This window comes from Calothrix sp. CCY 0018, from assembly GCF_963920925.1.
In the GTDB taxonomy this organism is placed as follows: domain Bacteria; phylum Cyanobacteriota; class Cyanobacteriia; order Cyanobacteriales; family Nostocaceae; genus Rivularia.
On sequence record NZ_CAWUDI010000033.1, the window covers coordinates 1 to 14,378 of the forward strand.

Annotated in this window: 13 protein-coding genes; 10 read left to right on the forward strand and 3 right to left on the reverse strand. The window is 40.6% G+C overall.

Annotation, left to right across the window (positions count from 1 at the left end; all coding sequences use genetic code 11):
• Positions 1 to 238, reverse strand: a 238-nt coding sequence (locus ACM03V_RS22345; protein WP_414623000.1) for a hypothetical protein, incomplete at its 3' end; no start/stop codon positions are given.
• A gap of 801 nt (positions 239 to 1,039) precedes the next feature.
• Between ACM03V_RS22345 and ACM03V_RS22350 the strand changes: the two genes are divergently transcribed.
• The 9 genes from ACM03V_RS22350 (at position 1,040) to ACM03V_RS22390 (ending at position 11,390) form a co-directional block, all read left to right on the forward strand.
• Complete coding sequence (locus ACM03V_RS22350) at positions 1,040 to 3,145, forward strand: phosphodiester glycosidase family protein (protein WP_414623001.1); 2,106 nt, start codon at positions 1,040 to 1,042, stop codon at positions 3,143 to 3,145.
• 404 nt (positions 3,146 to 3,549) lie between these two features.
• Positions 3,550 to 3,969 carry a phosphomannose isomerase type II C-terminal cupin domain gene (locus ACM03V_RS22355; RefSeq protein WP_414623077.1) on the forward strand — a complete coding sequence of 140 codons (420 nt, stop codon included), beginning with the start codon at positions 3,550 to 3,552 and terminating at the stop codon, positions 3,967 to 3,969.
• A gap of 342 nt (positions 3,970 to 4,311) precedes the next feature.
• Positions 4,312 to 4,653 carry a HesB/IscA family protein gene (locus ACM03V_RS22360; RefSeq protein ID WP_414623002.1) on the forward strand — a complete coding sequence of 114 codons (342 nt, stop codon included), beginning with the start codon at positions 4,312 to 4,314 and terminating at the stop codon, positions 4,651 to 4,653.
• Between the two features lie 195 nt (positions 4,654 to 4,848).
• The gene (gene rpsL, locus ACM03V_RS22365) at positions 4,849 to 5,229 is read left to right on the forward strand and encodes a 30S ribosomal protein S12 (protein WP_414623003.1); all 381 of its coding nucleotides are present in this window, start codon (positions 4,849 to 4,851) and stop codon (positions 5,227 to 5,229) included.
• Positions 5,230 to 5,877: 648 nt separating this feature from the next.
• Positions 5,878 to 6,348: a 30S ribosomal protein S7 gene (rpsG, locus tag ACM03V_RS22370; RefSeq protein ID WP_414623004.1), complete on the forward strand. Its 471-nt coding sequence runs from the start codon at positions 5,878 to 5,880 to the stop codon at positions 6,346 to 6,348.
• A gap of 148 nt (positions 6,349 to 6,496) precedes the next feature.
• Positions 6,497 to 8,578: an elongation factor G gene (gene fusA / locus ACM03V_RS22375; RefSeq protein WP_414623005.1), complete on the forward strand. Its 2,082-nt coding sequence runs from the start codon at positions 6,497 to 6,499 to the stop codon at positions 8,576 to 8,578.
• Between the two features lie 18 nt (positions 8,579 to 8,596).
• Positions 8,597 to 9,826 carry an elongation factor Tu gene (tuf, locus tag ACM03V_RS22380; protein WP_414623006.1) on the forward strand — a complete coding sequence of 410 codons (1,230 nt, stop codon included), beginning with the start codon at positions 8,597 to 8,599 and terminating at the stop codon, positions 9,824 to 9,826.
• A gap of 181 nt (positions 9,827 to 10,007) precedes the next feature.
• Positions 10,008 to 10,325, forward strand: a complete 318-nt coding sequence (rpsJ, locus tag ACM03V_RS22385; RefSeq protein WP_015117212.1) for a 30S ribosomal protein S10 — start codon at positions 10,008 to 10,010, stop codon at positions 10,323 to 10,325.
• A gap of 414 nt (positions 10,326 to 10,739) precedes the next feature.
• Positions 10,740 to 11,390 (forward strand): LON peptidase substrate-binding domain-containing protein, encoded by a 651-nt coding sequence (locus ACM03V_RS22390; RefSeq protein ID WP_414623007.1) that lies wholly within the window; start codon positions 10,740 to 10,742, stop codon positions 11,388 to 11,390.
• A gap of 339 nt (positions 11,391 to 11,729) precedes the next feature.
• Here the strand turns inward: ACM03V_RS22390 and pheA are convergent, their stop codons facing one another.
• Positions 11,730 to 12,602 carry a prephenate dehydratase gene (gene pheA, locus ACM03V_RS22395; RefSeq protein ID WP_414623078.1) on the reverse strand — a complete coding sequence of 291 codons (873 nt, stop codon included), beginning with the start codon at positions 12,600 to 12,602 and terminating at the stop codon, positions 11,730 to 11,732.
• Between the two features lie 175 nt (positions 12,603 to 12,777).
• Here pheA and ACM03V_RS22400 point away from each other — a divergent pair, with 175 nt between their 5' ends.
• Positions 12,778 to 13,365 carry a DUF1997 domain-containing protein gene (locus tag ACM03V_RS22400; RefSeq protein ID WP_414623008.1) on the forward strand — a complete coding sequence of 196 codons (588 nt, stop codon included), beginning with the start codon at positions 12,778 to 12,780 and terminating at the stop codon, positions 13,363 to 13,365.
• A 318-nt stretch (positions 13,366 to 13,683) separates the two neighbouring features.
• Here ACM03V_RS22400 and ACM03V_RS22405 read toward each other — a convergent pair whose 3' ends face one another.
• Positions 13,684 to 14,361, reverse strand: a complete 678-nt coding sequence (locus tag ACM03V_RS22405) for a ribonuclease HII (RefSeq protein ID WP_414623009.1) — start codon at positions 14,359 to 14,361, stop codon at positions 13,684 to 13,686.
• Positions 14,362 to 14,378 lie beyond the last annotated feature (17 nt).

Here is a 14,378-nt window from a genome sequence, read left to right on the forward strand (position 1 = left end):
TCGCGCTTAATATTCCCGCACCATCGCCAGAATCTTTATCCGCGCTACAACCACCCCTATGTTCCAAACAGGTTAACGCAACCAATCCCTTTGCCAAGATTTCATGACTTTCCTGCTGTTGCCGATGGGCAATGAAACCTACCCCGCAAGCGTCTCTTTCTTCAACTAACCACTTCTGCCCTAAAAAAGTATCTGAAAATGCTATGTCTTTATCTTGATTCATCTGTTCGTTATTCATAGAATGTCCCCCGATAGCACTAATTGTCTTAATATTGTCCGATTAAAAAACTATTCACCTTGATAAGGCGAGAAAACTGAGTTACGAAAATGCCGGGAGAAAGATTTTACTACACACGGTTGGTTTTTTGTACACCCGTGCTAAACTTATCCCGTTATTTTTTATGTGTTTATGCTGAATTGAGTGAGTTAGTAATTGTATCGCCCTACGGGTTGCGCCACTTACTACAACGCGGGGAACCCGCGCAACGTAGTGGCTTACCTATTTCCGGCTTTATATCTTGAGGCTATATATTCTCTCAATTAGCTTGTCTGAAATGCAAGTTTTTTTTCACAGATAGGGTTAAATATTGCCGACCTGAAACAAAACTTCTATGTAATCGTTCAATATTGTCAATACCAAAATTCCGCTGATAGGGTGCCTTAAAGCCAGCGTATTACACTAATTGTCGATTTGCAATTCCCGATTGGTGTAAATTTTGTCGTAGTACGCCTGCTCTAAGTAAGCAAATATTACTTACAAATCTTATTAATGCCTGCTACACACAGTACAAGTAACGTCGTATCAAAACGATAATATATTTCAATTTATCTTTTTAAAGCAACAAAATTGTCAAGTTCTGGCAATATAAATCTGTTTCTTGACGCATTACTTATAACTTGCCCAACCTGAATTAACTATCCCGATTGATTTGCTTTTTTAAGGAAGGGTATCTATACCTTAGCACGTTACAGTTATGCGCTAGTTTGTTAATTTTTTTGCATTTCTTGCATTTTTTGCAGTCATTACTTAACCAACATTATGGTCAAAAAGCTAACTTTGGGACAAGGAAAAAACCGCACTGCTATGGTTAATAAAAAGAATGGCTTTTTTGTCAAGGTTATGGTATTACCAACTCTGGCAATAATTCTAAATTTGACTGCGACTTCTATCACTATAGCTAAACCAGCTTCTTCAGAAGTGACAAGAATGGCTCAGTCAAATCAACCATCAGCTGTATCGACTTCCAAAGAATTATTATCTCAAGGCAATCAAATATCCCTGAATGGTCGCACGTTACCAGGAACTTGGGTTCAACAGAAAGGTAAAAATAAAAATCAAAGCGATGCAATTTATATAAGTGATGGGGCACTTCGGCAGCTAATAGGAGTAGATTTATTAAGTACTAAGAGTCCACAATTGCAACCAGTACAGTGGTTTTCTTCGCTATCTAAACCACAAGTGTTAACTGGTTTCTTAGAGCAAGGATATCGTTATTTAGACATCACTAAATTTGCTCGCGAAGCAAAATGGAAAGTACAAGCAAAAGGTGATACCTTCTTCATCTCAACACCGAGAGCAGAAGTAAAAACAATTAAAGAAGGTAAATCATCATCCCAACAACAGCAGTTAATTATAGATTTAGATCGTCCAACACCTTGGAACTTGACTGCGGGTTCCTTGATTAAAAAGCCAAAACCAGAACCTCAACCAAAACCTGAGCCAAAACCCGAAATTAAAGTACCATCACTTCCATTTCCACCTCGAAGTATTGTTATCAACACCGATATTCCCGCTCCAAAACCAAAACCAAAACCAGAGCTACCAGCAAGAGAGTGGATAATTACCATTGATGGAGTCGCAGATCGTAATTTAGTCAGCCGTTATACTCCCGCACCATCAATACCGCAACCGATAAAGTTAGACAATATTTTCAAGAAAACACCGCAACCGATATTACCCGAAACTGACGAACCACTTATTAAACAAGTCGAAGTAGTTAACAATCAAACAGTTATTCGACTAGTAGTTCCTTTCGGCTTAACTCCTGCCATCAGCACTTTACCGAACCCAGATCGTTTAGTTGTAGATGTTCGTCCCGATGCTTTAGTCGGACGTTCAATCGATTGGGCACCGGGATTGCTTTGGAGACAGCAACTTGTATCCTTGGGCAGCGATCGCTTTCCAGTAGTATGGTTAGAAATCGATCCCCGAACTTCCAAAGCCAAAATTAGACCCGTTGCAACCAACCAAGATAAACAAGAAGGAACCGCACCTCTAATTCAAACTGCGCGAAAATACTTAGCAGCAGCCGCAATTAACGGTGGTTTCTTCAATCGAAAAAACCGTTTACCCTTGGGTGCAATTCGTCGAGATAATCAGTGGCTCTCCGGCCCAATTCTTAATCGAGGTGCAATTGCTTGGAATGATGCCGGTGATTTTTACATGAATCGGCTTTCTTTAGAAGAAAATTTAATTATTCCCAACAATCAAAATCTGCCAATTTCTCATTTAAACAGTGGATACGTACAGCAAGGAATAGCTAGATACACTGACCTATGGGGAGAAAATTATACCCCTCTTACCGACAACGAAATTATTGTAGCCGTCCAAAACAACCAAGTTGTCCAACAATATGCAGCAAGTGAAGCTGGAGTTGGCTTTGCTCCCATTCCTAAAAATGGTTATCTACTAGCTTTGCGTAGTGGTGCCGTAAGTAACGCCGCTCAATTCCAAATCGGAACACCTTTACGTTTAACTAGTACCGCAGTTTCCCCAGAATTCAACAGCTATCCCCACGTATTGGGAGCCGGACCCCTATTACTAAAAGACAATCAAATTGTTCTCGACGCTGAAGCCGAAAAATTCAGTAAAGCCTTCGCAGAGCAAGAAGCCATCCGTAGCGCCATTTGCACCACCTCAACCGGAAAACTCATAGTTGCTGCCGTACACGATCGCGCCGGTGGAAAAGGACCTAGCTTAACAGAACACGCTCAATTAATGCAGCAGTTGGGGTGCGTTAACGCTCTTAATTTAGACGGTGGCAGTTCCACAAGCCTTTATCTAGGCGGACAATTGCTCGATCGCTCCCCCAACACTGCTGCCAGCGTTCATAACGGCATTGGTATTTTCTTACCGCGTCCGTGAGGGGATGGGGAGATGGGGAGATGGGGAGATAGGGGGACAAGGGGATGGGGAGATGGGGAGAGTAATTACCAATGCCCCATGCTCAACTCCCAATTTCCATACCTATTACTTAGTCATAAGTAGTGATTTAAAATACTATTCCTTTTGCGTACTCTATAGGGATAAATTACTACTATTTGAAGACTTTTTAAAGCTTGTAAAAAGCTACCTTAATGATTGATGAAGAATTGGTGTAAACATACGATAATTGCTACCTGTTGATTACACCGTAACAAATAGCTTTGGTATGTTTGGTAATGGTGGTCTCAATTGCAGACAATTACGGTTGCAATATTACGCTACTTTTTTCCAACAATAGTAAAGAGTACTCTGTAGATTTTTTTATGTCTTCAAACGAGGTAACTATGGCTCATTTCCAAGAAACAGCACAAGCGAACGCACTTACCCTACCCCCAGCAGTTACTCCAGAAGGTGTGGCTGCAACTGAATTACGCCCTTGGGGTTCTTTTACCATTTTGGAAGAAGCACGGGGCTATAAAATCAAGCGCATTGAAGTTAAACCGGGACACCGTTTAAGCTTACAAATGCACCACCACCGTAGCGAACACTGGATTGTCGTCTCTGGAACCGCTAAAGTTACTTGCGGTGAAGAAGAAATTACCTTGAGAAACAACCAGTCTACCTACGTGCCACAATGCACCCCGCACCGTCTAGAAAACCCCGGCGTAATTCCTTTAGTATTGATTGAAGTACAAAACGGGGAATATTTAGGAGAAGACGATATTATTCGTTATCAAGACGACTATGCTCGCACTGAAAAATAAAATCGGGGATAGCCTACCTTTCGTCATAACTTTCATTTAAAAAATATATTGTCTTCGTTTATAATCCGCACGGAAACTTTTTACCTTTTTGGTTTTAAGGCTTCCGTGCGATACTTTTAGGAACAGTTATCAGTTAGCACTTAGCAATTGTAATGTCATTTCAAATAGCAAATAGGTACTCCCGATAGTACGTTAAGGCACTACAGAAGTTAATGGGAATAACTGTAAATTATTCACTCCCTACTCCTAACTCCTAACTCCTAACTCCTAACTCCTAACTCCTAACTCCCTACTTCTAACTTTTAATCCAAAATCCAAAATCCAAAATCTAAAATTGATTTGATGATTAAACTTTCTCAAGCCGCAGCAGACGAGATACAGCGGTTAAAATCAAAACAAAAGCAACCCAACCTGTTATTCCGATTAGCTGTCAAACCTGGTGGCTGCTCCGGTTGGTTTTACGATATGTCTTTTAACGACGAACAAGCATTAACAGATCGCGATCGCGTTTTCACCTCTAAAGACATACAAGTAGTCCTAGATGCCGAAACCCTAGAACACGCTAAGGGCTTAGCCATAGAATATTCCGAAGACCTCATGGGTGGAGGCTTTCGCTTCTACAATCCCCAAGCAGAAACCGTTTGCGGCTGCGGCAACTCTTTTTCAGTGAACAGTGAACAGTGAACAGTGACCAGTAACCAGTTGTAAATTCTTAATTCCTAACTCCTAACTCCTAACTCGCTGTTCCCCATCCCCGCAACATAATATATTAAAAAAATATAAAACTTTTAGGGAAAGTTGACATAATCTTTTCAAAAAAGAGATATAATCAGGATTTGTTAAAACTTAGACAATTAGCAGCTTCACGTGCTGTAACTCATGCCAACAATACAGCAATTAATTCGTAACGAGCGCTCTAAAGCGCGTCAGAAAACCAAGTCCCCGGCTTTGAAACAATGCCCTCAAAGACGGGGCGTTTGCACTAGGGTGTATACAACAACGCCTAAGAAACCTAATTCCGCTCTGAGAAAAGTCGCAAGGGTAAGATTGACTTCTGGATTCGAGGTAACTGCTTACATTCCAGGAATTGGTCACAACTTGCAGGAACACTCTGTTGTGATGATTCGTGGCGGTAGGGTTAAGGACTTACCGGGCGTGAGATATCACATTATTCGTGGAACTCTGGATACTGCTGGAGTTAAAGATCGCAAGCAAGGTCGTTCCAAGTACGGAACAAAACGTCCGAAGGAAGCATCGTAATCGTGGCTGTAGTTTGTCGCATTGTTTTTTAGATTCAATTGCGATGTTTGTATATAATTCAAGTTCTAAAAGTCTACAGCTACCCAAAACGCGGGCGATGTGTTTATTGTTTTTCCTTATGGGTGGGCTGTAGTTGTTTTCTCTAGTCAAGATTTTGATCTGCGAACCCAAGTGGAAGCCATCAAATCAGCAAGGAAAACAACTGCACCACCCAGGGATTGCAAGAAGCGTTTAGGATAGACGTTAGAAGAGGCCCAAAACATTTTATGGCGCAGGATTTCCGTTTAAATATCAACGTATAAATGATGGCGCTTCATATGTATGGTTGGAGCGGTTTTTCAACTATTCGGGGCGTTATCTGTATACTGATAAAGTTGAGAAAGTCCACAGCAACTTCAATCTTTTGAGCAGTTAGTTCGGGTAGTATAGATTCCGTCTTTGAATCTTGCTCGCTTAAAATCTCGCTCGCGAGCAGTATTCTTGGTTAATTATGACCGTAAGGACGTATCCGTTTTCCGAGTTGCAATGTAAGACGGAAGTTCGTAGGTCATAAACAAAGCAAAAGAATTCATACTATATAATGCCCGATAATGCCCGGAAGTATCAAAGTATTTCTCTGTAGTTGCTATATTGAATTAAAGGTTAAGTATGTCCCGTCGTGGTGTTATTCAAAGGCGTGCAGTTCCGCCTGACTCAGTTTACAACAGTCGCTTGATCAGTATGACAATCAGGCGAATCATGCGTCATGGCAAGAAATCTCTTGCCGCGCGGATTGTTTATGACGCAATGAAAATTATCGAAGAAAGAACTGGTGGAGATCCCACAGAAGTTTTTGAAAGAGCAATACGCAATCTGACTCCTTTAGTTGAAGTAAAAGCTCGACGAGTTGGTGGAGCGACTTATCAAGTACCAATGGAAGTACGTTCTGAAAGGGGTACAACCCTTGCACTGCGTTGGTTGGTGCAGTATTCCCGTCAGCGTCCCGGTCGGACAATGGCAAGCAGGCTGGCAAACGAACTAATGGATGCGTCTAACGAAACAGGTAGCGCAATCCGCAAACGGGAAGAAACACATCGGATGGCAGAAGCTAATAAAGCCTTTGCACATTATCGTTATTAAGTTGAAGACGGATATATTGCCGAATTTTTAAGGTGTTATATCATCTTTATTGCTGTAAGAACGGACGGTTTTGGGTTCGTCAGTATAGAAACTTAAAGCAGAGTGTAATATACAAGATATCAAGAGGCAAAAGCCATAGGAGGCAGTAGTGGCACGTACCAACCCGCTAGAAAAAGTTCGCAATATGGGTATTGCGGCCCATATTGATGCGGGAAAAACTACAACAACAGAACGAATACTGTTTTACTCCGGCATCATTCACAAAATAGGTGAAGTTCACGAGGGAACGGCTGTCACCGACTGGATGGCACAAGAACGGGAGCGGGGTATTACTATCACCGCTGCTGCGATTACTACCAGTTGGAAAGACCATCAAATTAATATCATCGATACCCCCGGTCATGTGGACTTCACGATTGAAGTTGAACGTTCTATGCGGGTATTGGATGGTGTAATTACGGTTTTATGTTCTGTGGGCGGCGTGCAGCCTCAGACAGAGACAGTTTGGCGGCAAGCAGACCGCTATAAAGTGCCTAGAATTATCTTTGTTAACAAGATGGATCGCACTGGCGCAAACTTTTATAAAGTTTACGAGCAAGTACGCGATCGCCTGCGAACAAATGCTATTCCGATTCAGTTGCCTATAGGTAGCGAAAGCGAGTTTAGCGGCATCATTGACTTGGTGAAAATGCGTGCCTTTATTTATAACAACGACGAAGGCACCGATATCGAAGAGCAAGATATATCAAGTGAAATGCTTGAACTTGCGACAGAATATCGTACTAAGCTCGTTGAAGCAGTAGCTGAAACCTCTGATGACTTAATGACTAAGTACTTTGAGGGCGAAGAGCTTACCGAAGAGGAAGTTCGTCTTGCTTTGCGTAAAGGTACAATCGCCGGAACTATGGTGCCGATGCTTTGCGGTTCGGCATTCAAAAATAAAGGCGTACAGTTACTACTTGATGGGGTGGTAGATTATTTGCCATCTCCATTGGAAGTACCTCCAATTCAAGGCACCTTACCGAGTGGTGAAACCGTTGAAAGACCTGCTGACGATCAAGCACCTTTAGCGGCTCTGGCTTTTAAAGTGATGGCCGATCCCTACGGTCGTTTGACATTTATCCGGGTTTATTCTGGCGTACTGAAGAAAGGCAGCTACGTCTACAACTCTACCAAAGGAAAAAAAGAACGAATTTCTCGCTTGGTAGTGATGAAGGCAGATGACCGACAAGATGTTGAACAACTGGGTGCGGGAGACTTAGGAGCTACTGTAGGTTTAAAAGACACTCTTACGGGTGATACGCTTTGCGAACAGGATTCTCCTATTATTCTGGAATCGCTTTATATTCCAGAACCAGTAATATCCGTTGCGGTTGAACCCAAAACCAAAGTGGATATGGAGAAGTTAGGCAGAGCATTGCAGTCACTTTCGGAAGAAGATCCAACCTTCCGAGTTAGCGTTAACCCTGAAACCAATCAAACAGTGATTGCGGGCATGGGCGAACTGCACTTAGAAATTCTAGTAGATAGAATGCTGCGAGAATTTAAGGTAGAAGCTAACGTTGGTGCGCCGCAGGTTGCCTATCGCGAAACAATCCGCAAGCAGGTTAACGGAATTGAAGGTAAATTCATCCGTCAAAGCGGTGGTAAGGGTCAATACGGTCACGTAGTTATAAACTTGGAACCCGCAGAGCAGGGGAGCGGTTTTGAATTCGTTTCCAAGGTTGTCGGTGGTTCGATACCCAAAGAGTATATTGGCCCCGTCGAGCAGGGAATGAAAGAAACCAGCGAATCCGGTATTATAGCTGGGTATCCATTAATTGATGTTAAAGCAACATTAGTTGATGGGTCTTATCATGATGTAGACTCTTCGGAAATGGCTTTCAAAATTGCCGGTTCAATGGCGATGAAAGAAGCGGTGATGAAAGCTTCACCAGTGCTGTTAGAGCCATTGATGAAAGTTGAGGTAGAAGTACCCGAAGAATTTCTTGGGGATGTCATTGGCGATCTCAACTCTCGTCGCGGTCAAATTGAAGGCATGGAGTCCGAAGATGGCTTAGCCAAGGTAACTTCTAAAGTGCCATTGGCAGCAATGTTTGGTTACGCAACTGACATTCGGTCAAACACCCAAGGTCGGGGTATTTTCTCGATGCAGTTTAGTAACTACGAAGAAGTGCCTCGCAACGTGGCTGAGGCAATTATCGCGAAAAACAAGGGAACGCATAGTTAAAAAAGGAAACGAGGATAAATGGCACGCGCAAAATTTGAAAGAAATAAACCACACGTTAATATCGGTACTATTGGCCACGTTGACCACGGTAAAACCACGTTGACAGCAGCCATCACCATGACTTTATCCGCTTTGGGTCAGTCAGTACAAAAGAAGTACGATGATATCGACAACGCTCCTGAAGAAAAGGCACGGGGTATTACCATTAATACTTCCCACGTTGAATATGAAACTGGCGATCGCCACTACGCTCACGTAGACTGTCCCGGACACGCTGACTATGTGAAAAACATGATCACTGGTGCAGCCCAAATGGACGGTGCAATTCTCGTGGTGTCTGCTGCTGATGGCCCTATGCCTCAAACCCGCGAACACATCCTATTAGCTAAGCAGGTTGGTGTACCTAGCCTCGTAGTCTTCTTGAACAAGCAAGACATGGTGGATGATGATGAATTATTGGAGTTGGTGGAATTGGAAGTCCGCGAACTTCTTAGCGACTACGATTTCCCCGGTGACGATATTCCCGTAGTTTCAGGTTCTGGTTTGCAAGCGTTGGAAAAAATGATTGCTAACCCCACCATGAAAAAAGGTGAAGACGAGTGGGTAGATAAAATCTACGAATTGATGGATCAAGTAGATGCTTACATTCCTACTCCCGAACGTGCTATAGATAAGCCTTTCTTGATGGCAGTAGAAGACGTATTCTCCATTACTGGTCGTGGTACCGTAGCAACTGGTAGAATCGAACGCGGAAAAGTCAAAGTTGGCGACCAAGTTGAATTGGTTGGTATCAGAAATACTCGCGCTACTACCGTAACTGGTATCGAGATGTTTAAGAAGAGTCTCGACGAAGGTATGGCTGGAGATAACGCGGGAGTACTGCTACGCGGTATGCAGAAAGAAGATATCGAGCGCGGTATGGTACTGGCAAAGCCCGGTAGCATTACACCTCATACCGAGTTTGAAGGTGAAGTATACGTTTTAACTGAGAAAGAAGGCGGTCGTAAAACCCCATTTTTCTCCGGTTATCGTCCTCAATTCTACGTGCGTACCACTGACGTAACAGGTACAATCCAATCCTTTACTGCTGATGATGGTAGTACTGCCGAAATGGTAATGCCTGGGGACCGCATCAAGATGAACGTACAACTAATCAGCCCAATTGCGATCGAACAAGGAATGCGGTTCGCAATTCGTGAAGGTGGTCGTACCATTGGTGCTGGCGTAGTTTCTAAAATCGTTAAGTAGCTTTAGGCGAACCTTAACTAGAATACGAGCAGAGATGGTATAATACCTCTCTGCTTTTTAACTGTCTTTGGTTGGAAATATCAAGGTCAAAATAAAAGTCCTAATTTTAATCTTGACGCTAATTAATTAAAATTTCCATCCCTCCGTTTTACAAATAATCTGAACCAGGAAAACTGAACAAATGGCTACTTTACAGCAGCAGAAAATTAGAATTCGTTTAAAAGCTTTTGACCGTCGCTTGCTCGATACATCTTGCGAGAAAATTGTTGATACTGCTAACCGTACTAATGCAACGGCAATTGGCCCGATACCTTTACCTACAAAACGCCGTATTTACTGCGTACTCCGTTCACCTCACGTAGATAAAGATTCACGAGAACACTTTGAAACTCGTACCCACCGGCGCATTATCGATATCTATCAGCCTTCTTCTAAAACCATTGATGCTTTGATGAAACTCGATTTACCATCTGGTGTGGACATTGAAGTCAAGCTGTAATTATTGATTAAGGATTGGTTGAGGATTAGTTATACTTTTTCGAGAAATAATTAGTCCAAAAACAACAATTAATGGTTGTTGTTTAAAGATATAAGTGTGTTAATAAATACCTTCATCCCCTTAGACAATTTTCTAAGGGCTTTTTATTCGCTACAAAACGACTTTAAGATAAAATATAAAAATATACGGGTTTTTTCAAAAATATAGAACTTACATCAAGCTAAATTTTCCGAAGCGATCGCCTTCACCGCCCACAGCCAAAAATTGGCTTTCTATGAGGAAGCAATACCAACATTTTGAGAAGTTCCACTATTGCTTTTAATGTCATAATTATATTAATGACTCCTTAAGTCCCGGCAAAAAATACTTTTATGAGTAGTACAAGTAGTAGTACAGCTATATATCAGATTAAATATGACATCCTCTTCTAGAATTGCAGTTCGCGAAATACCTTTGTTCCCTTTACCGGATGTGGTTCTGTTTCCTACCAGGCCGTTACCACTACATATTTTTGAATTTCGCTACCGTATCATGATGAACACGATTTTGGATAGCGATCGCAGGTTTGGGGTATTGATGGTTGACCAAGCAAAAGGTACTGTTGCTAATGTTGGCTGTTGTGCGGAAATTATTCATCATCAACGTTTGAAAGATGACCGCATGAAAATGCTAACTTTGGGACAACAAAGGTTTCGGGTGTTGGAATACGTTCGTGAAAAGCCTTATTTTGTTGGGTTAGTTGAGTGGATTGATGACGAAGAACCGACTAAAGATTTACGACATGAAGCATCTGAGGTAGAACAGCTACTGCGTGACGTTGTGCGGTTAAGTGCCAAATTGACCGAACAAAATATTGAACTACCGCAGGATTTACCAGCTTTACCTAAAGAATTATCTTATTGGGTAGCAAGCAACCTTTACCGTGTAGCTCCAGAGCAACAGTCATTATTAGAAATGCAAGATACAGCCGCTCGTTTACAACGAGAAACAGAAATTTTAACTTCAACTCGCAATCATTTAGCAGCTCGTACTGTTCTTAAAGATACTTTAAATCAAACTTCTTAATAAATAGGGAATGGGGAATAGTCTGAGAAAGTGAAAAACTAGGGAAGAGAGAACAGGCAACAGGCAACAGGCAACAGGCAACAGTGTAAAAAATAAAAGAATAAATGATTTTAGCAGCAAAGCATTATTTTTCTAATATAATCAGCTTTTAATCGCTTTTTTTATAGAAAATTGAGGATAGAAAGTAATTAAGAGCAATGGTGTTTTGATCGGATAAGAGTTTAGCAAGCTTTTATGTAAAAAATACTTATTTAAATTGAGAAATTAATAAAATAACCCCAACTAATAATCCCAACTAATAATAATCACTATTCCCTATTCCCTATTCCCTTTTAATTATTACAACGATTCAGTTGGTAAAACATTATAGGTACCAAAAATTTTCAGAATTTCCGTATAATTGGATAATTCAGCTAAAGCAGATTGCATTTTAGTAGAGGAAACGTCTGCTTCTAAATCCATAAAAAACACATATTCTCCTAAAGAACGTTTAGTTGGACGCGATTCAATCTTGCTGAGGTTAATGTTTTGATTGGCAAAAACTTGTAATGGTTTGACTAATACACCGGGCAAATTTGCTGGTACGCTAAATGCTAACGAAGTATAGAAAGCAGTATTTGTTAACATTTCGTGGTTGGGACTATTATCCGGCTGACTAACTACCCAAAAACGAGTACAATTATCTGGGTAATCATTAATACCGTTTGCAAGTACGGGTAAGTCATATAGTTGCGCGGCTCTAAGCGATGAAATAGCTGCTGCTGCTTTATCACTTTCTAATTTTTGCAGTGCTTCTGTTGTAGAATTAGTCGGAACTAACTGTACTTGCCCAAGAAACTTCTCTAACCATTTTTGACATTGAGCTAACGCTTGCGGATGAGAATAAACGGTTTTTATACTATCTAAACTTTGAGAACAAGAAATTAATGCGTGAGTAATTGGTACGATTAAAGCTAACTGAATTTGCAAATTATCTAGTTGCCATAGTGTATCTAAAGTAACAGTTACTCCTCCTTGAATAGAGTTTTCTACAGGTACTACAGCTAAATCTGCTTGCCCTTTAGCTACAGAATAAATTGTTTGAAAAATACTAGGATAAGGACATAATGAAGCTTCTGTTTTAGTATTTTTCGTCAGCCAACTAAGATAATATAAAGCTGCTTGTTCTGCATAAGTACCGGGAGGTCCCAAATGTGCAATAGATATCATAATTTACAAAACCTTTAATAATGAAGATAGCAAACAGAATAATCTATTATCTTACCTAAAATAAATATTATAAAGTAACAATAATTTTTATAATGGAGAAGGGTATAGGTTTTGTACAATACAAGCAACTATATTTTCCTTCAAAAATACAATTTCGACAAATTATTGTCGTTTAACTATGGCTACTAAATTTAAAGCCTGCCAATCTGTAGAAATTCCCGTACCATATCAGCCTATTCCAATTAAGCATTATTTACGACAACCTCAGCGCTTGGTTAATGCTTTAGCTGATTCGAGTCGGATTGAACAGCTAAATACGGAAGTTTTTCGTTTAAAAATGCGTCCGTTAGCTTTTATGTCGTTGAGTATACAACCAATTGTAGACATGAGAGTATGGGCTGCTTCAGATGGAACAATTTGTTTAGAGTCAGTCCGTAGTGAAATTCGTGGTATGGAATACATTGATCGTCGTTTTCAGCTTGATTTAACAGGTAATTTATCAAGTTACGAAAAAGATGGAAATACTCGCCTTAAAGGTATAGCAAATCTGGAAGTACAAGTGGAATTACCACCACCTTTCTCTTTTACTCCCAAATCAATTTTAGAAACTACTGGTAATGGCTTGCTCAAAAGCGTATTGCTAACAATAAAACAAAGATTGTTACGACAACTGCTGGTTGATTATCAACGTTGGGTTGAATTACAAACCAAAGATAGTAGCTTTGATCGGGATAGTAATAATTTCAAGGTTTTCAAACCTGAATAAAAACCATTAAAAGAAAAGCGATTAGGGAATAAGCAACGGGAAACAGGGAATAGGTAATAGATAATAGGTAAAAAATTGAAAAAGCGTTGATAATCTTAGTTAATTACTGTATTAATACTTGTATAGCAAGGCTTTTAGAGCTTTTGTATTAAATTTGAGCATTCCAACTATTGAAGAACCAGCGATTAGAATAAATGCTATTAAAATACTTAGTAGTTAAGCCAGCATCATTTATCTAATTATTATTCAGTTATATACTGTTCCCCCCAACCTTATTCCCTATCGAAACGAAATATGAAATTAATTTTGCATCAGTACTTATTTTTCTTCAATTTGACAAGGACGAAAAGATGTACGATGCAAGCGCGAAATGCCGTAATTTTGTATTGCTAATAGATGTTTTTTACTACCATAGCCCTTATTTCGTTCTAAGTCGTACATCGAGTACTTATTAGCAAGACGAATTATTAGTTCATCGCGCCAAACCTTCGCAAGTATAGACGCGGCAGCTATCGTAAGCGAAAGCGAATCCCCTTTAACTATTGTTTCTTGTGGTAACGAAAAGTTTTTTATCCGCTGATTCCCATCAATTAAACAAAGTGCGGGCTGTACCTTTAATTTCAGAACAGCCCGCTTCATTGCTAAAAGTGATGCTTGCAAAATATTAAAAGAGTCTATTTCAGCCGTAGTTGCGAAACCGATTTTCCAGTCTATTGCAATATCAATAATTTGCTTGGCTAACTGAGTTCTTTTAGAAGCAGATAGCTTTTTACTGTCTTTAATTTCGGTTGTGAGGAGTTGGGGCAAACTATTACTATTTGGTAGGACGACTGCTGCTGCTACCACAGGACCAAACAAAGCGCCTCTCCCCACTTCATCTACACCTGCAATTAACCCGCTTGTTGTATTGCAATACGTAAAAAATTCTAGCCAATTTTGTTCGAGGGGGAGTTTTGGCGCCTCCATTGCAGTGATAGCTTGCCCAGTTTCTACCATAAAACAGTCATTTAATC

What these genes read in the sequence shown, in the direction of transcription:
- rpsJ (WP_015117212.1), top strand. Translation starts at nt 10,008, where the DNA reads ATGGCTACTTTACAGCAGCAGAAAATTAGAATTCGTTTAAAAGCTTTT.
- ACM03V_RS22405 (WP_414623009.1), bottom strand. Translation starts at nt 14,361, where the DNA reads ATGGTAGAAACTGGGCAAGCTATCACTGCAATGGAGGCGCCAAAACTC.
- rpsG (WP_414623004.1), top strand. Translation starts at nt 5,878, where the DNA reads ATGTCCCGTCGTGGTGTTATTCAAAGGCGTGCAGTTCCGCCTGACTCA.
- ACM03V_RS22390 (WP_414623007.1), top strand. Translation starts at nt 10,740, where the DNA reads ATGACATCCTCTTCTAGAATTGCAGTTCGCGAAATACCTTTGTTCCCT.
- rpsL (WP_414623003.1), top strand. Translation starts at nt 4,849, where the DNA reads ATGCCAACAATACAGCAATTAATTCGTAACGAGCGCTCTAAAGCGCGT.
- ACM03V_RS22350 (WP_414623001.1), top strand. Translation starts at nt 1,040, where the DNA reads ATGGTCAAAAAGCTAACTTTGGGACAAGGAAAAAACCGCACTGCTATG.
- ACM03V_RS22400 (WP_414623008.1), top strand. Translation starts at nt 12,778, where the DNA reads ATGGCTACTAAATTTAAAGCCTGCCAATCTGTAGAAATTCCCGTACCA.
- tuf (WP_414623006.1), top strand. Translation starts at nt 8,597, where the DNA reads ATGGCACGCGCAAAATTTGAAAGAAATAAACCACACGTTAATATCGGT.
- ACM03V_RS22360 (WP_414623002.1), top strand. Translation starts at nt 4,312, where the DNA reads ATGATTAAACTTTCTCAAGCCGCAGCAGACGAGATACAGCGGTTAAAA.
- ACM03V_RS22355 (WP_414623077.1), top strand. Translation starts at nt 3,550, where the DNA reads ATGGCTCATTTCCAAGAAACAGCACAAGCGAACGCACTTACCCTACCC.